We start from the raw sequence: 18,263 nt of genomic DNA, 5'->3' as shown, positions 1-18,263 counted from the left end.
CCTGCGGTCCGTGGCTGGGGGGGGTTACGCGACGCGGCGCAGCGCGTCGGCGGGGCGCAGGCGGGAGGCCCGCCAGCCGCCGAACGCGCCGGCGATCAGCCCGCCCGCCACGGCGAGGCCGACCGCGACGGCGATGGTGCCGAGGCCGACCGGTGCGGTCAGCGCGACCTCGAGGGTCTTGGCGGCCTGCTGCCGTCCCGGACCGCCTCCGCCGGGTCCCCCGCCGAAGCCGCCTCCCCCGCCCGCGCCGGAGCCGAGCTGTGCCTGGAGGGTGGGGCTGATGGCGGTGACGACGTAGGCGCCGGCGAGGCCGAGCGCGATGCCGAGGGCGCCGCCGACCAGTCCGTTGACCAGGGCCTCGCCGACCACCTGGCGGGTGACGCGGCCGGAGCGCCAGCCGAGTGCCTTGAGCGTGCCGAACTCGCGGACGCGCCGCGAGACGGCGGAGGAGGTGAGCAGTCCGGCGACGAGGAACGCCGCCACGAGCACCGCGACGGAGAGCCACTTGCCGACGCCGGCGGCGAGGTCGGAGGCGGTGGACAGGGAGCCGGAGACGGTGTCGGCGAGGTCGGCGGAGGTGGTGACGGTGGTGCCGCCGATGTTCTTCTGGATCGCCGACTTGACGGCGTCGATCTTCTGGGAGTCGGCCGCCTTGACGTAGATCGTGGTGACCTTGTTCTTGGAGTCGCTCAGCGTCTGGGCCCGCTTCAGAGGCATGTACAGGTTGGCCGCCGCGTCCCCGCTGTCGGGGGTGGCGATGCCGATGACCTTGAACTTGACGCTCTTGACGGTGACCGTGTCGCCGAGGGCGAGCTTCTTCTCCTTGGCGTAGGAGGCGTCGGCGACGAGGACCTGGGCGTTCGTCTCGGAGGCCTTGAACGTGCGGCCCTTGGTGATCCGGGAGGAGGTGAGCGGGCCGAGGGCCGGTTCGGTGACGTCGGTGCCGTAGACCGAGTAGCTGTTGACGTCGAAGTCGGCGCCGCCGCCCTCGACCCGGCCCTGCGGTGCGCCGCCGCCGGGCGCGCCGCCTCCCTGCCGGCTGCCGGAGTTCCCGTCCTGCTTGAACTGGCCCCGCCGGAACTCGCCGCTGACCTTGACGACTTGGAGGCTCAGGCCGCCGACCGCGTCGGAGACGCCGCTCTGCGCGCCCACTTTCGCCACGGTGGAACTCGCGAGCGTCTGGAAGCCCTGGACCAGGACGCGGTCGCTGCTCTGCTCCTTGTCGGAGTCCTCGTCGTTCGCGTCGAAGTTGAAGCGGGGCCGCTGCGCGGCGCCCGAACTCTGGGAGGCGGCCGCCTTGGTGACGGTCATGTCGGTGCCGAGGCCGTAGAGCGACTGCAGGACCTTGTCCTGCGCCTTGCTCATGCCGGCGGAGACGGAGGTGACGACGATGACCAGGGCTATGCCGAGGGCGAGCCCGGAGGCCACGACCAGGGCCGCCTTGCGGCGGCGGCGCAACTCGCGCCTCAGGTAGGTGAAGAACATGGCCGCACGGTAGGAAGGCCCCGTGACGAAGCCATAAGTCCCGCATAAGAGGGGGATGAGAAGCGCTCACCCGCGCCCTCCGCGCCGTGCGGGCGCCCCGGTCCGACACCGGGTCCGGTCCGACACCGGGTCCGGTCCGGTACCGGGTCCGGTCCGGCACCGAATACGGCACGGCGCCGGAAACGGCACGGCGGTGGAACGCGGCATCCGCGCTCCACCGCCGATCACACGTGTCAGCCGGTCACACGTATCAGTACGTCGGCTGCACCCACAGCAGGTACTGGCCGCCGGTCACGCCCTCGCAGTACCAGCCGACCCAGCGGCCCTGCGGGAAGCCCGCGTTGCCCGCGTCGGCGCAGGCGGCGCTCGAGGGGTAGACCCCGGCGGGGACGAAGGTGGCGGCCGAGGCCGTGCCGGCGCCGAGGGCCAGACCGGCCACGGCGGTGGCGGCCACGGCCGCCGACACGAAGAACTTCTTCAGCATCAAACACTCCTGAACGAGCGTCACCAAGGAACTGGTGGGACGGGAAGAACGACTGCCGGACGATGTTATGAAGAAACCGCCTGACATGATCACCACCATATGATCTTGGGCTGAAAATCGCCCCACGTGGCGCGTATCGGTGGGTGCGGCGGACCGGCGGGGCCGGCGCCCGACGACGGCGCCGCCGCCCCCCGTCGGTACGGGGAGCGGCGGCGCCGTGATGCGTGCGTGCGGTGCGGGCGCGGCCGGACGGGTCCGGCCGCGAGTCCGAGGATTGTGGACCCGAAGACCGTGGACCCGAGGGCCCTGGGGCCCTGGGGCCCTGGGTCAGACGGCCGAGCCGGCCTTCCAGTCGGCCCAGCTCATGTTCCAGCCGTTGAGGCCGTTGTCCGGGGCGACGGTCTTGTCGCCGGTGTTCTGGACGACCACCACGTCCCCGATCAGGGAGCCGTTGTAGAACCAGGCGGCCGGGGTGCTGGAGTCGTTGGCGCCCTTGGTGTCGGACAGGCCGACGCAGCCGTGGCTGGTGTTCACGGCTCCGAAGATGGACTTGGCGCCCCAGTAGTTGCCGTGGATGAACGTGCCGGAGCTGCTCAGCCGCATGGCGTGCGGCACGTCCTTGATGTCGTACTCGCCCTTGCCGTCGTCGTCCGTGAAGCCGACCGTGGCGCCGTTCATCCGGGTCTCCTTGAACTTCTCGGAGATCACCATCTGGCCCTCGTAGGTCTTGTTCTCGGGCGAACCGGCGGAGATCGGGATGGTCTTGATGGTCTTGCCGTCCTGCGTGACCTTCATCTGCTTGGTCTGCGCGTCGACGTAGGAGACCTGGTTGCGGCCGATCTTGAAGGTCACCGTCTTCTGCTGGACGCCGTAGACGCCGCTCGCCCCCTGGACCCCGTCGAGCGCGAGCTTGAGGGTGACCGTGGAGTTCTCCGTCCAGTACTTCTCGGGACGGAAGTCGATGCGGTTGGCGTTGAACCAGTGGCCGACGACCTCCTGCCCGGCGCTGGAGGTGACGGTGATGCCCTTCTGCACGGCCGCCTTGTTGGTGATGGCCTTGTCGAAGTTGATCGACACGGGCATGCCGACGCCGACCGTCTGGCCGTTGTCCGGCGTGAAGTTGCCGATGAAGGAGTGCGCCTGCGAGACCGTGGTGAACGAGGCGTTCTCGTGGGCGGCGCGGCCCTTGGCGTCCTTGGCGGTCACCGCAACCTTGTAGGTGGTGGCCCGCTCGAGCTGGCCGCTGGGCGCCCAGCTCTTCTTGTCGGCCGATATCCGGCCGGAGACCGCGGTGCCGGAAGCCGTGGTCATGGTCACGTCGGTCAGCGTGCCCTTGGCCACCACGACCTTGGCGGCGTTGTTGATGGAGGCGTTGTCCGAGCCGTCCTTCGGCGTGATCTTGATGTCCGCCTCGGACGCCTTCTGCGCGGCCGCCTCGTCGGCCTTCGCCTGCGAGGTGGAGTCGCCGTCGCCCCCCTTGGCGTCGGAGTCGCCACCGCTGCATCCGGTGAGCACCAGCACGCCGCCCAGCAGTGCGGACGCGGCCACGAGACCCTTGCGCCGCTTACCGTCCGTCATCACACGCTTCTCCATCGTTGCCGAATCCCCGAAAAACCCCGAGATCCCCGTCATAAACTTCAACGCTACGACCGGTCCGGCCCCATCCACAGGGCCCGGGCGTGTTACCCACACCACGCCGGACGGCGGGCGCGCGGAGGTCACCGCGTCGCGAGGGACGCCAGGGAGCAATCACTCAGACGCGCGGATTCCCGTTCCGGTTCCCGATTGCGGGGATCCCGAGGACCAATCATCCTCGTGCCGCCGCGCGTGCCACGCACCGGGGGGTCCCACCGAGGGGTGGCGCACCGTCACGCGCGGTGGCGCACGAGAGTGGCGCGAAACCATCTCGCTCCGATCGTTCGGAGACCGTGACTTTCCCGCGACCCACGCCTTTCACTAGCATCTGCCCACACGGCCAATTCGCAAGCGCCACAAGGGGATCGATATTTCGTGTCCGCCGCACGCCGATCGTCGTCCACCGCACGCCGATCGTTGCTGACCGCCACCGCCGCGGGGACCATGCTCGCGGCCCTGTGGTTCGTCCCGTCCGCGAACGCCTCGCAGGACACGGCCCAGGAGTCGTCGACCGTGACCGGCACCTCGGCGGTCGCGAGAACCTCCGACGACGCTGCCACCACGAACGGCACGGCCGCGCGCGCCGCCTCGGAGGCGACGGGCGGGTCCGAGGGGGAGCCGGCCACGGGCACGCGGGCCCTCGACGGCATCGAGGGCTCGGCGGACACCCGGCTCGCCGACACCGGAAGCATCGACACCACCCCGTACGTCGTCGGCGGCACGCTGCTGCTCGGTCTGGGCGCGGGTTTCGTGGCGTACTCCGTACGGCGGGAGCGCGCGACGGCGTACTGATCCGCCGCACGCTCCCGTGCGCCTCCCCCGGCGAGTGACGGGAACCCTCAGGCCAGTGGACCGGTGACGGTCTCCACGGCCGCGACCGCACCGCCGGCCCGGACGAAGGCGTCCGCCGCCGCGAGGTCGGGGGCGAGGTGGCGGTCGGGGCCCGGGCCGCCGATCCCCGCCGCGCGGGCCGCGTCGATCGCCGCACGGCTCGCCGGGGCGGGGGTCAGACCCTCGCGCAGTTCGATCGCGCGGGTGGCCGCGTAGAGCTCGACCGCCAGCACGCGGGCGAGGTTGTCGACCGCCGTCCGCAGCTTGCGCGCCGCCGACCAGCCCATCGAGACATGGTCCTCCTGCATCGCGGAGGACGGGATGGAGTCGACCGAGGCGGGCACCGCGAGCCGCTTCAACTCGCTGACCAGCGCGGCCTGCGTGTACTGGGCGATCATCAGCCCGGAGTCGACGCCCGGGTCGTCGGCGAGGAAGGGCGGCAGCCCGTGGCTGCGGTTCTTGTCGAGCAGCCGGTCGGTGCGCCGCTCGGCGATGGAGGCGAGGTCGGCGACGGCGATCGCGAGGAAGTCCAGCACGTACGCCACCGGGGCGCCGTGGAAGTTCCCGTTGGACTCCACCCTGCCGTCGGGCAGCACCACCGGGTTGTCCACGGCGGCGGCCAGCTCGCGCTCGGCGACCAGACGGGCGTGCGCGAGGGTGTCCCGGCCCGCGCCCGCGACCTGGGGCGCGCAGCGCACCGAGTACGCGTCCTGCACGCGGGGCGCGTCGTCCTGGTGGTGCCCGGTGAGTTCGGAGCCGCGCAGCACGGCGAGCATGTTGGCGGCGCTCGCGGCCTGCCCGGGGTGCGGGCGGATGGCGTGCAGCTCGGGGGCGAGCACCCGGTCGGTGCCGAGCAGCGCCTCCAGGCTGAGGGCGGCGGTGACGTCGGCGGTCTTGTAGAGGACCTCGAGGTCGGCGAGGGCCATGAGCAGCATGCCGAGCATGCCGTCGGTGCCGTTGAGGAGGGCGAGGCCCTCCTTCTCCCGCAGTTCGACGGGGTCGATGCCGTGCGCGGCGAGGAGTTCGGCGGCGGGGCGCACCACGCCCTCGGCGTCCTCCGCCTCGCCCTCCCCCATGAGGGTGAGCGCGCAGTGCGAGAGCGGCGCGAGGTCGCCGGAGCAGCCGAGGGAGCCGTACTCGTGGACGACCGGGGTGATGCCGGCGTTCAGCAGGTCCGCCATGGTCTGCGCGACCTCGGGGCGGACACCGGTGTGCCCGGAGCAGACGGTCTTCAGCCGCAGGAACATCAGCGCGCGGACGACCTCGCGCTCGACGCGGGGGCCCATGCCGGCGGCGTGCGAGCGGACGATGTTGCGCTGGAGCCGGGTGCGCAGTTCCGGGCCGATGTGCCGGGTGGCGAGGGCGCCGAAGCCGGTGCTGACGCCGTAGACGGGCTCGGGCTTGGCGGCGAGCGCGTCGACGGTGCGGCGGGCGGCGGCGAGGGCCGCGCGGGCGTCCTCGGAGAGCTCGACGCGGGCCCCGTCACGGGCGACGGCGAGCACGTCGGACGCGGTGACTGAGGTGGTCCCCACCACCACGGTGTGCATATCCATATTCAGGAGCGTACGCAGTGAATTCGACGGTGTCACGGGTGGGGCCGGCGGGGAACGGGAGGCGCGCACCACACCGCGGGCCCGCCGCACCCACGCCGTCCGCGCCTCGCGACGCACGGCACACGACGGCCTCGGGTCACGGCACACGACGGCCTCGGGTCACGGCACGCGGCCGTCCCGGGTCACGGCACGCGGCCGCGGAAGGCGCGCCGCTCGGCCGCCCCCTTCGGCGGGGCGTCGGCGAGCCGCACGACCGGGTCGTCCTCGCCCTCGCCCTCGCGTCCCGCCACCACCGGCCGGTCCGCCCGGAGGGCCTTCGCCCGGTACTGCGCCGCGTCGGCGAGCCGGAACAGCCGCCGTCCCGAACGGAGCGGCCCGATCGGGTCGTCGGTGGAGGCGACCCCGCAGGCCACCCCGTCCCCCAGCTCCAGCTCGGCCGCCCGCCGGCACAGCTCCTCCGCCGCGCGCACCACCTCGTCCCCGGACGGGCCCACCGCGAGCAGGCAGAACTCGTCGCCGCCGAGCCGCGCGGCGAGCGTGCCCGGGAGCATCGCGCCGCACAGGGAGAGCACGGAGCCGAAGCGTTCCAGCAGCCGGTCGCCCACGGCGTGGCCACGGGTGTCGTTGACCCGCTTCAGTCCGTTGAGGTCGCACACGACGAGGCTGACGACGGCCCCCTCCGCGCGGTGCCGCTCCAGCGCCTCGTCCAGCCGCATGTCGACCGCGCGGCGGTTGGCGAGGCCGGTCAGGGCGTCCGTGAAGGCCAGCCGGCGGGCCTCCTCCAGCCGCTCGGTCTGCGCGATCCCGGCGGCCACGACCGAGGCCAGCACCGTCGCGAAGTCCGCGTCCTCCCGGTCGAAGACGGCCACGCCCGCCCGCCGCGCCACGTACAGCTCCCCCCAGGCGCGGCCGTGCAGCACCACCGGGGCGACGACGCAGCAGCCCCGGCCCCGCCGGCGCAGCGCCGCGACCCGCTGGTGGCAGTAGCCGGCGCGGGCGGCCGAGGCGCCCCTGGGGCCGCCCGCGGTCTCCACCCAGGCGCTGGGCCCGACACCGCCGGCCCAGCGCTCGTGCAGGAACTCGGTGATCTCCGGGAACTCGTACACGGGGTACGTCTCGTCCTCGGGGAACTCCTCCTCGTCCTCGGCGCGGGCGCCGACGTTCACCAGGACGCGCAGGCAGCCCCGGTCCCGTTCCCAGACGGAGAGCGCGGCGAAGCTGCCGGCGAGCGCCTCGCAGGCCCGCAGGGCGGCAGCGCGGTAGGCCTCGCGCGGGGCGGGCGCGGCGGCCATGCCCTGCGCCAGCGCGACCACGGCCCGCAACCGTCTGTCCTCACCCATCGCTCCAGGTTAGGGAGAAATGGGGCGATACGGGAGGTTGGGGACGGCGAACGGGGTGGCCACGAGGGCCGGGGCGGGTGGCGGCGAGGCCCGGAGGGTGGGGTGGCGGCGGGGCCCGGAGGGCGGGGTGGCGGCGAGGCCCGGGGGTGGGATGTCCGTGCGGCCGGGGGCGGGCGGCGTGGCCGCGTGCCCTCCGTCGTGGCCGGAGCGGACGCCGCCGCCCTCCGTCGTGGCCGGAGCGGACGCCGCCGCCCTCCGTCGTGGCCGGAGCGGACGCCGCCGCCCTCAGTCGCTCCAGCGGGGAGCCCGGCGCTCGTTGAACGCCGCCACTCCCTCCGCGCGGTCCGGCGAGAACGCGACCGTGCGCCAGGCCGCGTCCTCCACCTCCAGACCCGCCCGGAACTCCAGCCCCCAGCCGACCCGCAGCGCCCGCTTCGCCGCCCGCAGTCCCACCGGCGAGTTCGCGGCGAACCGCGCGCCCAGCGCGAGCGCCGCCTCGCGGTCGCCGCCCGCCTCCACCAGTTCGTCCACCAGGCCGAGCTCCCGGGCCTCGGCCGCCTCCACCCGGCGCGCCGAGAAGATCAGCTCCGCCGCGCGCGCCGCGCCCACCCGGCGGGGCAGCAGCTGCGTGCCGCCGCCGCCCGGGATGACGCCCACCGAGACCTCCGGCAGCCCCACCACGGCCGTACGGTCGGCGACGATCACGTCGCAGGCGAGGGCGAGTTCGAAGCCGCCGCCCAGCGCGAAGCCGTGCACCGCGGCGATCGTCGGCATCGGCAGGTCCAGGACGCCGGTGTAGGCGGCGCGGGCGAGGGGGCGCTGGGCGAGGAGTTCGGCGTCCGTGAGGGAGTTGCGCTCCTTCAGGTCGGCGCCGACGCAGAAGGCCCGCTCGTGGGTGGAGGTGAGGACGACCGCCCGTACGGCGCGGTCCTCGGCCAGGGCGGCGCAGGCGGCGGCCAGGGAGCGGGCCATCTCCGTCGAGACGGCGTTCATGGCCTTCGGGCGGTCGAGGACCAGTTCGGCGACGTGGGCGTGGTGGCGCACGGCGACGTGGGACCCGAAGCGCTCTTCACGTTCCTCGCGCTGTTCGCGCTGTTCGCGCTGTTCGCCGGCGGGTTCCGTGTGGTCCGCGGCTTCCGTGCGGTCCGACGTGCCGTCCATGACACCCTCCCGGTTAACGTGGGTTAACTTCCGTGGGGTCGATGATCGCAGGCGGCGGGGCGCGGGGGAAGTGGGGAGGCGGAGCCGGGGGGCCTACGGGCCGTGCGCCACACGCGTCACGCGTGCGGGCTCTCAGGCGCTCGCGCCCGTCACACGGTCAGACCGTGTCCTGCGCCTCCGTCGGCCTGCGGGTGAGGAGCCAGGGTTCCACCACGCCGAGCCCGCGGACCGGGCGCTGCCACATGGGCTGGAGGGCGAAGCGGTAGACCGGGGGCTCCTCGCCCTCCTTCTCGGCCGTCGCGGCGGCCTCGGCGGCCTCGGCCTCGGAGGCGGGGGCCTCGCCGGAGCGGATCAGTTCCTCGGCGAACGCCTGGTCCACGAGGACGGCGTCCTTGGGGGCTATCGAGGTCAGCCGGCTCGCGAGGTTCACCGTCGTGCCGAACACATCGCCCATCCGGGTGGTGACCGTGCCGAAGGCTATCCCTACGCGCAGCTCCGGCATCGTCTCGTCGTTCGCCATGGTCTCGATGAGCCGCAGCGCGGTCTCGGCGGCCACACCGGCGTCGTCGGCCGCGTAGAGGACCTCGTCGCCGAGGGTCTTGATGAGCCGGCCGCCGTTCGCGGCGACCAGGTCGGCGGCCGTCGTCTCGAAGGCCTCGACCAGTTCGCCGAGCTCCTCCTCCTCCATGCGGCGGGTCAGCCGGGTGAAGCCGACGAGGTCGGCGAAGCCGACGGCGAGGCGGCGGTCGACCATCTCCTCGTCGTCCGTGGCCTGGATGACCCGGCCGGTGGCGGCGGCGAGCTGGCGCCGCCACACGTAGACGAGGAACTCCTCCAGCTCCGGCAGGAGCAGCTCGACCAGCGGATACGTCACCTCGGTGCGGGTCATGCCGGGCTCGGGCGGCTCGGTGAGGTCCTCCAGGAAGGAGTCGATCTGCCATTCGGCCAGCCGGGCGGTGGTCTGGCCGGTGGAGCGGGCGACCTGCACCGCCATCGCCTCGCTGAGCAGTCCCGCCTCGACGAGGCCGGCGAGCCGCCGCAGGGCGAGGACGTCGGCCTCGGTGAGCGCCTTGGCCTGGCCGATGTCGGCGAAGCCCATGGCCCGCCAGAAGCGGGAGGCCAGTTCCATGGAGACGCCCGCGCTGCGGGCCGCCTGGAAGGGGGTGTAGCGGCGCTCGGCGCCGAGGATCAGGCCCTCGAGGCGGAGCGCGAGCGGGTCCTCCTCCGCGCCGGCCTCGTCCGGGCCGCCCTCCGGGGTTCCGGCCTCGCCGGAACCCGGGCGGTCGGGAGCGGGCTCCTCGGAACCGGCTTCGCCGGGGCCGGCCTCGTCGTCCCGCGCCGGTTCACCGTCGGGGGCGGGATGTGCGCCCGTACCCGAGCCCGAATCGTCGACGGTCACGCCTGCTGCCCTTCCGATCTGTCGCGGTCAGGTATCGACCGCGCTCAACTCTACGGCAGGTGTGCGGTGGCTCACTCCCCGAAGGAGACGTCCGGTCGGCGTCCGGTCTCCGGCGTCCGATCCGCGGCGGTCATGCCCCGGCGGGCCGCAGGTGGATCACGTCGCCCGCGCCCACCGGCTCCTGTACCCCTTCCTCCGTGGCGATCACCAGCCGTCCGTCCCCGTCGACCGCCACCGCCTCCCCGGTGACCGAGCGGTCGCCCGGCAGGTCGGCCCGCACGGTACGGCCCAGCGTCGCGCATCCGGCGGCGTACGTCTCCTGGAGACCGCTCGCGGCGGCGTCCCCGCCGGCCTCCCGCCAGCGGCCGTACCACTGCTCCAGGGAGCGCAGCACCGCCCGCAGCAGGGGGTCGCGGTCGGTGCCGGCGGCGCCCGCGAGGGCCAGCGAGCCGGCGGTGGGCACGGGCAGCTCCTCGGCCCGCAGGCTCACGTTGATGCCGATGCCGACGACCACTCCCCGGTCCCCGGCCCGCTCGGCGAGGATGCCGCCGGTCTTGCGCTCGGCGCCGTCCACCGTGACCAGCAGGTCGTTGGGCCACTTCAGGGCGGTGTCGACGCCCGCCGCCCGGGACAGCCCGGTGGCCACCGCGACGCCGGTGAGCAGCGGGAGCCAGCCCCAGCGGGCGAGCGGGACCTCGGCGGGGTCGAGCAGGACGGAGAAGAAGAGTCCGGAGCGGGCGGGGGCCGTCCACCGCCGGTCCAGGCGGCCGCGTCCCGCGCTCTGCTCCTCGGCGACCAGCACCGCGCCCTCGGCGGCCGCGCCCTTCGCCGCGCGGTCGACGAGGTCGCTGTTGGTGGACCCGGTGCGCTGCACGACGTCCAGCTCCGACCACAGGCTGCCCGGCCGCACCAGCGCCCGGCGCAGGGCGGCGGCGCCGAGCGGCGGCCGGTCCAGGTCGGACCAGCGGCTGGGCTGCGGTTCGGAAGCGTCTCGCGGGGTCATACGGGCCACCCTAGAGCGCGGAAGGTGTGGCCAACGCCGCACTGCCGATCGGTAGGCGCACCACTACGCTACGGATGAGTAGCCAACCCTTCTTCTGAGCGTTCACCGATCGAGCCAGCGCACGTCGCACCCCCTCACGTCCCCACTTGAGCAGGCAGGGAGCCGCATCCCCGATGTCCGAGCCGGAAGAGCGCCAGGCGCGCGAAGAGATCGACATCCACACCACCGCGGGCAAGCTCGCGGATCTGCAGCGCCGTATCGAGGAGGCCCGGCACGCCGGCTCCGCGCGCGCCGTCGAGAAGCAGCACGCCAAGGGCAAGCTGACGGCCCGTGAGCGGATCGAACTCCTGCTGGACGAGGACTCGTTCGTCGAGCTGGACGAGTTCGCCCGGCACCGCTCGACCGACTTCGGGCTGGAGGAGAACCGCCCCTACGGCGACGGGGTGGTCACCGGCTACGGCACCGTGGACGGACGTCCGGTCGCCGTCTTCTCCCAGGACTTCACGGTCTTCGGCGGCGCGCTCGGCGAGGTCTACGGGCAGAAGATCGTCAAGGTGATGGACTTCGCGCTGAAGACCGGCTGCCCGGTCATCGGCATCAACGACTCCGGCGGCGCCCGCATCCAGGAGGGCGTCGCCTCGCTCGGCGCCTACGGGGAGATCTTCCGCCGCAACACCCACGCCTCCGGGGTGATCCCGCAGATCAGCCTGGTCGTCGGCCCCTGCGCGGGCGGCGCGGTCTACTCCCCGGCGATCACCGACTTCACGGTCATGGTCGACCAGACCTCGCACATGTTCATCACCGGCCCCGACGTCATCAAGACCGTCACCGGGGAGGACGTCGGCTTCGAGGAGCTCGGCGGCGCCCGCACCCACAACACGGCCTCCGGCGTCGCCCACCACATGGCGGGCGACGAGAAGGACGCCATCGAGTACATCAAGCAGCTGCTGTCCTACCTGCCCTCGAACAACCTGTCCGAGGCCCCGGCCTTCCCCGAGGAGGCGGACCTCGCCCTCACCGAGGAGGACCGCGAGCTCGACACCCTCGTCCCCGACTCCGCGAACCAGCCGTACGACATCCACACGGTGATCGAACACGTCCTGGACGACGCCGAGTTCTTCGAGACGCAGCCGCTGTACGCGCCGAACATCGTCACCGGCTTCGGCCGCGTCGAGGGCAACCCCGTCGGGATCGTCGCCAACCAGCCCATGCAGTTCGCCGGCTGCCTGGACATCAAGGCCTCCGAGAAGGCGGCCCGTTTCGTGCGCACCTGCGACGCCTTCAACATCCCGGTGCTGACCTTCGTCGACGTGCCCGGCTTCCTGCCCGGCGTCGGCCAGGAGCACGACGGCATCATCCGCCGCGGCGCCAAGCTGATCTTCGCCTACGCCGAGGCGACCGTCCCGCTCATCACGGTCATCACCCGCAAGGCCTTCGGCGGCGCCTACGACGTCATGGGCTCCAAGCACCTGGGCGCCGACCTCAACCTGGCCTGGCCGACCGCGCAGATCGCCGTCATGGGCGCCCAGGGCGCCGTCAACATCCTGCACCGCCGCACGATCGCCGCCGCGGGCGAGGACGCCGAGGCGACCCGGGCCCGGCTGCTCCAGGAGTACGAGGACACCCTCCTCAACCCCTACGTCGCCGCCGAGCGCGGTTACGTCGACGCGGTGATCATGCCCTCGGAGACCCGCGCCCACCTGGTCCGCGGCCTGCGCCAGCTCCGCTCCAAGCGCGAGTCCCTGCCGCCGAAGAAGCACGGCAACATCCCCCTGTAGAGCCTCTGGAAGGAGCCGCTGTGACGATCAAGGTCGTACGGGGCAACCCGACCCCCGAGGAGCTCGCCGCCACCCTGGCGGTGGTCCGCGCCCGCGCCGCGGCCGCCGGTGCCGCGGCGCAGGAACCGCACTCCGCCCGCCCCGCCCGCGCCTCGTGGGACGACCCCGCCCGCATCGCCGCCCACCGGCTGCCGCAGCCGGGTCCGACGGCGTGGAGCCGTACCTACTGGCCGGGCTGAGTGCCCGCTTCCCGGGCGGCACCACGAGCCGCCCGGGAAGTTGAGTACGGGTACTCAGGCGCGGACCGACCGGACGGTCCCAAGCTCGAAGGCATGCTGTGGTCCGACCCCGACGACGAGCCGCCCGAGGAACTGCGCGACACCCAGGACATGCTGCGCCGCCTCGGCATCCTGATGGCGCTTGCCATGGTCGTGGCGATGCTCGTCCTGGGCCTCCTGTGAGGCCCGGACGCCCCGCCCGCCGGCAGGCAATACGCTGACCGCATGACGGATCAGTCGCCGCCCCGACGGCTCGTGCTCGCCTCCCAGTCCCCCGCCCGCCTCGGGCTGCTCCGCCAGGCGGGGCTCGCGCCCGAGGTCGTCGTCAGCGGAGTCGACGAGGAGCCCTTCGACGCCCCCACCCCCGCCGAACTGGCCCTCGCCCTCGCCGAGGCCAAGGCGTCCGTCGTGGCGGCCCGCCCGGACGTGCGCGGCGCCCTGGTGATCGGCTGCGACTCGGTCCTCGACCTCGACGGCGAGGCGCTCGGCAAGCCCGCGGACGCCGAGGAGGCCACGGCCCGCTGGAAGGCGATGCGCGGCCGGTCCGGCACGCTGCAGACCGGCCACTGCGTGTGGGACACCGCGAGCGGCCGCCACGTCTCGGCGACCGCGTCCACCGTGGTCCGCTTCGGCGAGCCCAGCGACGAGGAGATCGCCGCCTACGTGGCCTCCGGGGAGCCGCTCCACGTCGCGGGCGCGTTCACGCTGGACGGCCGCTCGGCGCCGTTCATCGACGGCATCGAGGGCGACCACGGCAACGTCATCGGGCTCAGCCTGCCGCTGGTCCGCCGGCTGCTGGCGGAACTGGGCGTCGGCATCACCCAGTTGTGGGCGCGCCCTTCGCACTGACGGACCCGCCCCCGGCGGGCGGCGCCGCCTCCTCCGGCGGTCCCGCGGACGCCGGGGCCGCCGGGCCGGCCGGAGCCGCCGGGTCGACGGAGCCCACCGGGGGCTCGGTGGCGCCCGCGGGTTCCGGGGCGGCCGGGGGCGCCGTCGCGGCGTGCCGCGCGCCGTCCCGGTCGTACGTCATCAGCGTGAGCACGATGAGCGCCAGCACCACCATCATGTAGGCGAAGGCCCGCCAGCCGATCAGCCCCACGGCGAAGGCGCCCAGCACCGCGTGCACCACCGCCGCGCTGATCAGCAGGATCCGGCCCAGCCCGGCGGACGGCCGGTTGCGCAGGCACACCGCCAGCGCGGCGATGCCGCAGAGCACGAAGTAGAGGCCGAAGACCAGGCCGCCGATCTTCGAGGAGGCGGACATCTTCGCCGGTTCGAGACCGGCCAGGGACATCTGCTGCCGGTCCACGAGCGTGCCCAGGGACCAGTTGAGCAGCGCGATGCCCACCGCCTCGCAGAAGAGCACGACCGCCGTCACCAGGGCCACCGGTCTGCGCAACACTCCGCCCCACCCCCGCCTTCCCACTGGTTACCCCGAGTACGTACGGGACACCCGGAAACGCTACTCACGGGTAAAGGCCGGGACAAGGGGTGCGGCAGAGGCAAAGAATCATTGGGCCATTAGTAGGGACTCCACAAAGAAACACGACCGCCCGCAGCACGGCCGCACAGAGACCTCGACCACACCGGAGGGTTAGTGTTTCCGGGAGGGCCCCCGCGTACTCCGGTGCGACAAGGGGTTTCGCCGCTCGAGTGAGCCCCGACTCACGCTCCGTGTGGGGAAGCTCACCACTGGGCACGGGTCGAAACGTCGTGTCGGCAGTCCCTAAACTCGGCTTGTTTCAAGGAGAGGGAGCCAACGTGCGCAAGGTGTTGATCGCCAACCGTGGCGAAATCGCTGTCCGTGTCGCCCGGGCCTGCCGCGACGCCGGCATCGCGAGCGTGGCCGTGTACGCGGAACCGGACCGGGACGCGGTGCACGTGCGCGTCGCGGACGAGGCGTTCGCCCTGGGCGGGGACACCCCGGCCACCAGCTACCTGGACATCGCCAAGGTGCTCCAGGCCGCCGCGGACTCCGGCGCGGACGCCGTCCACCCCGGTTACGGCTTCCTCTCCGAGAACGCGGAGTTCGCCCAGGCCGTCCTGGACGCGGGCCTCATCTGGATCGGCCCGCCCCCGCACGCCATCCGTGACCTCGGCGACAAGGTCGCGGCGCGGCACATCGCGCAGCGCGCGGGCGCCCCGCTGGTCGCGGGCACCCCGGACCCGGTCTCCGGCGCCGAGGAGGTCGTGGCCTTCGCCGAGGAGCACGGCCTGCCCATCGCGATCAAGGCCGCCTTCGGCGGTGGCGGACGCGGTCTGAAGGTGGCCCGCACCCTCGAAGAGGTGCCCGAGCTGTACGACTCGGCGGTGCGCGAGGCCGTGGCCGCGTTCGGGCGCGGCGAGTGCTTCGTCGAGCGGTACCTGGACAAGCCCCGGCACGTGGAGACGCAGTGCCTGGCCGACTCCCACGGCAACGTGGTCGTCGTCTCCACGCGTGACTGCTCTCTGCAGCGCCGGCACCAGAAGCTCGTCGAGGAGGCCCCGGCGCCGTTCCTCTCCGACGACCAGGTCGCCCAGCTCTACTCCGCGTCGAAGGCCATCCTGAAGGAGGCCGGGTACGTCGGCGCCGGCACCGTGGAGTTCCTCGTCGGCAAGGACGGCACGATCTCCTTCCTGGAGGTCAACACCCGGCTCCAGGTCGAGCACCCGGTCACCGAGGAGGTCTCCGGGATCGACCTCGTGCGCGAGATGTTCCGCATCGCCGACGGCGAGAAGCTCGGCTACGACGACCCGCCGCTGCGCGGCCACTCCTTCGAGTTCCGCATCAACGGCGAGGACCCGGGCCGCAACTTCCTGCCGGCGCCCGGCACGGTCACCCTGTTCGACCCGCCCTCGGGTCCCGGTGTCCGCCTCGACGCGGGCGTCGAGACCGGCAGCGTCATCGGCCCGGCCTGGGACTCGCTCCTCGCCAAGCTGATCGTGACCGGCCGCACCCGGGCGGAGGCGCTGCAGCGGGCCGCCCGTGCGCTGGACGAGTTCCAGGTGGAGGGCATGGCCACCGCCATCCCCTTCCACCGCGCGGTGGTCCGCGACCCGGCCTTCGCGCCCGAACTCACCGGCTCCGCCGATCCCTTCACCGTGCACACCCGGTGGATCGAGACCGAGTTCGTCAACGAGGTCAAGCCGTTCTCCGCAGCCGGTGAGGCCGACGGTGACGAGGAGACGGGCCGCGAGACGGTCGTCGTCGAGGTCGGCGGCAAGCGGCTCGAGGTGTCGCTGCCGGCGTCCCTCGGGATGACGCTCGCCCGTACGGGGCTGGCGGCGGGCGCCAAGCCGAAGCGGCGGGCCGCGAAGAAGTCCGGCCCCGTGGCCTCCGGCGACACGCTGGCCTCCCCCATGCAGGGCACGATCGTCAAGGTCGCGGTCGAGGAGGGCCAGGAGGTCAAGGAGGGCGATCTGATCGTCGTCCTGGAGGCCATGAAGATGGAGCAGCCGATCAACGCGCACAAGGCGGGGACTGTCAAGGGCCTCGGGGCGGAGGTCGGTGCGTCCGTGACCTCCGGCGCCCCGCTCTGCGAGATCAAGGACTGACGAACCGGCCGGGGGCGGCCCGGGGGTTCTCCACCCCCGCCGCCCCTACCCGTCCCGCCCCCAGGGGCTCCGCCCCTGCACCCCACCACCCCAGGGGCGCGAGGAACTGCGCGACCAGCCACAGACCACCCGCACCAGAGGTACAACCTCAGCCCCCCAAGGGGCGCGGGGAACTGCGCGACCAGCCACAGCGCACCCGCACCCGACCCTCGACCCCAGCCACCCCAAGGGGCGCGGGGAACTGCGCGACCGGCCACAGCGCACCCGCACCCGACCCTCGACCCCAGCCACCCCAAGGGGCGCGAGGAACTGCGCGACCAGCCACAGCGCACCCGCACCCGACCCTCAACCCCAGCCACCCCAAGGGGCGCGAGGAACTGCGCGACCAGCCACAGCGCACCCGCACCCGACCCTCAACCCCAGCCACCCCAAGGGGCGCGAGGAACTGCGCGACCAGCCACAGCGCACCCGCACCCGACCCTCAACCCCAGCCACCCCAAGGGGCGCGAGGAACTGCGCGACCAGCCACAGCGCACCCGCACCCGACCCTCAACCCCAGCCACCCCAAGGGGCGCGGGGAACTGCGCGACCGGCCACAGCGCACCCGCAGCCGAGGCACGGCACCGCACCGCACCGCACGGCCCCGCAGCGCGCCGCTCGCTACCGTCGGCGGAGGTCCGCGACCCTCGCCGGGCGGTCCCCGGCGGGGGCGTCACCGAGGGCGGGGGCACTGCGGAGTTGCGGGCCCGCGGGGTTGCCCTGCCGTCTGGGGCCCGGCAGGCCGACGTCCCGGCGGGATTGCCGCCCACCCGGTCCCGTCTCGCCGCCCCCCGCCCCGGCCACCGCGATCTGCACGCCCTGGTCGGCCAGCGCCTGCAGTTCACCGCCCGCACGGTCGTCGTGCGCGGGCGGCTCGTCGGTGACGAGCCGGGTGATGAGATCCGTCGGCACGGTCTGGAACATCGTGTCCGTCCCGAGCTTCGTGTGGTCCGCGAGGACCACGACCTCCGCCGCCGCCTGCACCAGCGCCCGGTCGACCGAGGCGGAGAGCATGTTCGACGTGGACAGTCCCCGCTCGGCGGTGAGCCCGGCGCCCGAGAGGAAGGCCCGGGAGACCCGCAGGCCCTGGAGGGACTGCTCCGCCCCGGATCCGACGAGCGCGTAGTTGGAGCCGCGCAGGGTGCCGCCGGTCATCACGACCTCCACCCGGTTGGCGTGGGCGAGGGCCTGTGCGACCAGCAGGGAGTTGGTGACGACGGTCAGCCCCGGCACACGGGCGAGCCGGCGCGCCAGTTCCTGCGTGGTGGTGCCCGCACCGACCACGATCGCCTCGCCCTCTTCGACGAGGCTCGCGGCGAGATCGGCGATGGCCGTCTTCTCGGCGGTCGCGAGATGGGATTTCTGCGGAAAGCCGGACTCCCGCGTGAACCCGCCCGGCAGTACCGCACCGCCGTGCCGGCGGTCGAGGAGTCCTTCTGCCTCCAGTGCGCGCACGTCCCGCCGTACGGTCACTTCGGAGGTCTGGACGACGCGGGCGAGCTCACGGAGCGACACGGCCCCGTTCGCGCGCACCATTTCGAGGATCAATTGGCGACGTTCTGCAGCGAACACGAAACTGACAGTAACCCCAACGACCGCCTGCTTTCAGCAGTTTGCGCCGAATAACAGAAGTTGTTCGCACAGGGGGTTCACAAGTGGTATACGCGTTTCCCGCCCGTCACACACCTGGTCCGCGCCCCCGGCGACTGCGCGTGACCGAGGCGAACCGCTTTCGGCCGGGCG

The 18,263-nt window shown here is 73.2% G+C and carries 16 protein-coding genes; 6 read left to right on the top strand and 10 right to left on the bottom strand.

The features are described from left to right. Window positions 1–24: 24 nt before the first annotated feature. From OHB09_RS20680 to OHB09_RS20670, 3 genes are all read right to left on the bottom strand, one after another. Window positions 25–1,485, bottom strand: a complete 1,461-nt coding sequence (locus OHB09_RS20680) for an ABC transporter permease (RefSeq protein ID WP_006138266.1) — start codon at window positions 1,483–1,485, stop codon at window positions 25–27. 250 nt (window positions 1,486–1,735) lie between these two features. Beyond that, window positions 1,736–1,969, bottom strand: coding sequence for a hypothetical protein (locus OHB09_RS20675; protein ID WP_006138267.1), 234 nt, complete (start codon window positions 1,967–1,969; stop codon window positions 1,736–1,738). A gap of 327 nt (window positions 1,970–2,296) precedes the next feature. Next, on the bottom strand, window positions 2,297–3,547 hold the full coding sequence (locus OHB09_RS20670) for a L,D-transpeptidase (RefSeq protein ID WP_093597344.1): 1,251 nt from the start codon (window positions 3,545–3,547) through the stop codon (window positions 2,297–2,299). 432 nt (window positions 3,548–3,979) lie between these two features. On the opposite strand from OHB09_RS20670, the gene OHB09_RS20665 reads away from it, so the two are divergent. Beyond that, window positions 3,980–4,396: an LPXTG cell wall anchor domain-containing protein gene (locus tag OHB09_RS20665; RefSeq protein ID WP_006138269.1), complete on the top strand. Its 417-nt coding sequence runs from the start codon at window positions 3,980–3,982 to the stop codon at window positions 4,394–4,396. Between the two features lie 47 nt (window positions 4,397–4,443). Here the strand turns inward: OHB09_RS20665 and hutH are convergent, their stop codons facing one another. The 5 genes from hutH to OHB09_RS20640 form a co-directional block, all read right to left on the bottom strand. Then, window positions 4,444–5,982, bottom strand: a complete 1,539-nt coding sequence (hutH, locus tag OHB09_RS20660) for a histidine ammonia-lyase (protein WP_167795001.1) — start codon at window positions 5,980–5,982, stop codon at window positions 4,444–4,446. A 188-nt stretch (window positions 5,983–6,170) separates the two neighbouring features. Further along, a complete protein-coding gene (locus OHB09_RS20655; protein WP_040893964.1) occupies window positions 6,171–7,328 on the bottom strand; it encodes a GGDEF domain-containing protein in 1,158 nt (385 codons plus the stop codon). 285 nt (window positions 7,329–7,613) lie between these two features. After that, on the bottom strand, window positions 7,614–8,489 hold the full coding sequence (locus OHB09_RS20650; protein ID WP_397770940.1) for an enoyl-CoA hydratase/isomerase family protein: 876 nt from the start codon (window positions 8,487–8,489) through the stop codon (window positions 7,614–7,616). 157 nt (window positions 8,490–8,646) lie between these two features. After that, the gene (locus tag OHB09_RS20645; protein WP_093597350.1) at window positions 8,647–9,888 is read right to left on the bottom strand and encodes an adenylate/guanylate cyclase domain-containing protein; all 1,242 of its coding nucleotides are present in this window, start codon (window positions 9,886–9,888) and stop codon (window positions 8,647–8,649) included. 130 nt (window positions 9,889–10,018) lie between these two features. After that, window positions 10,019–10,891: a biotin--[acetyl-CoA-carboxylase] ligase gene (locus OHB09_RS20640; protein ID WP_006138276.1), complete on the bottom strand. Its 873-nt coding sequence runs from the start codon at window positions 10,889–10,891 to the stop codon at window positions 10,019–10,021. 173 nt (window positions 10,892–11,064) lie between these two features. Here OHB09_RS20640 and OHB09_RS20635 point away from each other — a divergent pair, with 173 nt between their 5' ends. The 4 genes from OHB09_RS20635 to OHB09_RS20620 all read left to right on the top strand — a co-directional run bounded on the left by OHB09_RS20635 (window position 11,065) and on the right by OHB09_RS20620 (window position 13,796). Next, on the top strand, window positions 11,065–12,669 hold the full coding sequence (locus OHB09_RS20635; protein WP_006138277.1) for an acyl-CoA carboxylase subunit beta: 1,605 nt from the start codon (window positions 11,065–11,067) through the stop codon (window positions 12,667–12,669). A 20-nt stretch (window positions 12,670–12,689) separates the two neighbouring features. After that, window positions 12,690–12,908, top strand: coding sequence for an acyl-CoA carboxylase subunit epsilon (locus tag OHB09_RS20630; RefSeq protein WP_328922358.1), 219 nt, complete (start codon window positions 12,690–12,692; stop codon window positions 12,906–12,908). Between the two features lie 93 nt (window positions 12,909–13,001). After that, complete coding sequence (gene mmpB, locus OHB09_RS20625; protein ID WP_267972740.1) at window positions 13,002–13,130, top strand: morphogenic membrane protein MmpB; 129 nt, start codon at window positions 13,002–13,004, stop codon at window positions 13,128–13,130. Between the two features lie 42 nt (window positions 13,131–13,172). Further along, entirely contained in the window at window positions 13,173–13,796 is a 624-nt protein-coding gene (locus tag OHB09_RS20620; RefSeq protein WP_040893966.1) for a Maf family protein, read from the top strand. Here OHB09_RS20620 and OHB09_RS20615 read toward each other — a convergent pair. Then, entirely contained in the window at window positions 13,765–14,349 is a 585-nt protein-coding gene (locus tag OHB09_RS20615; protein ID WP_319118908.1) for a hypothetical protein, read from the bottom strand. The genes OHB09_RS20620 and OHB09_RS20615 overlap by 32 nt on opposite strands. Window positions 14,350–14,708: 359 nt before the next feature. Between OHB09_RS20615 and OHB09_RS20610 the strand changes: the two genes are divergently transcribed. Next, complete coding sequence (locus tag OHB09_RS20610) at window positions 14,709–16,481, top strand: acetyl/propionyl/methylcrotonyl-CoA carboxylase subunit alpha (RefSeq protein WP_093597356.1); 1,773 nt, start codon at window positions 14,709–14,711, stop codon at window positions 16,479–16,481. Between the two features lie 660 nt (window positions 16,482–17,141). Here the strand turns inward: OHB09_RS20610 and OHB09_RS20605 are convergent. Further along, on the bottom strand, window positions 17,142–18,092 hold the full coding sequence (locus OHB09_RS20605) for a DeoR/GlpR family DNA-binding transcription regulator (RefSeq protein ID WP_093597359.1): 951 nt from the start codon (window positions 18,090–18,092) through the stop codon (window positions 17,142–17,144). Window positions 18,093–18,263: the final 171 nt, after the last annotated feature.

Source organism: Streptomyces griseoaurantiacus (genome assembly GCF_036189845.1).
Taxonomy (GTDB): Bacteria; Actinomycetota; Actinomycetes; order Streptomycetales; family Streptomycetaceae; genus Streptomyces; species Streptomyces griseoaurantiacus.
The sequence above is the reverse complement of the archived record's forward strand: the minus strand, read 5'-3'. Positions and strand labels throughout refer to the sequence as shown.

What these genes read in the sequence shown, in the direction of transcription:
- OHB09_RS20635 (WP_006138277.1), top strand. Translation starts at nt 11,065, where the DNA reads ATGTCCGAGCCGGAAGAGCGCCAGGCGCGCGAAGAGATCGACATCCAC.
- OHB09_RS20655 (WP_040893964.1), bottom strand. Translation starts at nt 7,328, where the DNA reads ATGGGTGAGGACAGACGGTTGCGGGCCGTGGTCGCGCTGGCGCAGGGC.
- OHB09_RS20670 (WP_093597344.1), bottom strand. Translation starts at nt 3,547, where the DNA reads ATGACGGACGGTAAGCGGCGCAAGGGTCTCGTGGCCGCGTCCGCACTG.
- OHB09_RS20680 (WP_006138266.1), bottom strand. Translation starts at nt 1,485, where the DNA reads ATGTTCTTCACCTACCTGAGGCGCGAGTTGCGCCGCCGCCGCAAGGCG.
- mmpB (WP_267972740.1), top strand. Translation starts at nt 13,002, where the DNA reads ATGCTGTGGTCCGACCCCGACGACGAGCCGCCCGAGGAACTGCGCGAC.
- OHB09_RS20620 (WP_040893966.1), top strand. Translation starts at nt 13,173, where the DNA reads ATGACGGATCAGTCGCCGCCCCGACGGCTCGTGCTCGCCTCCCAGTCC.
- hutH (WP_167795001.1), bottom strand. Translation starts at nt 5,982, where the DNA reads ATGCACACCGTGGTGGTGGGGACCACCTCAGTCACCGCGTCCGACGTG.
- OHB09_RS20640 (WP_006138276.1), bottom strand. Translation starts at nt 10,891, where the DNA reads ATGACCCCGCGAGACGCTTCCGAACCGCAGCCCAGCCGCTGGTCCGAC.
- OHB09_RS20675 (WP_006138267.1), bottom strand. Translation starts at nt 1,969, where the DNA reads ATGCTGAAGAAGTTCTTCGTGTCGGCGGCCGTGGCCGCCACCGCCGTG.
- OHB09_RS20650 (WP_397770940.1), bottom strand. Translation starts at nt 8,489, where the DNA reads ATGGACGGCACGTCGGACCGCACGGAAGCCGCGGACCACACGGAACCC.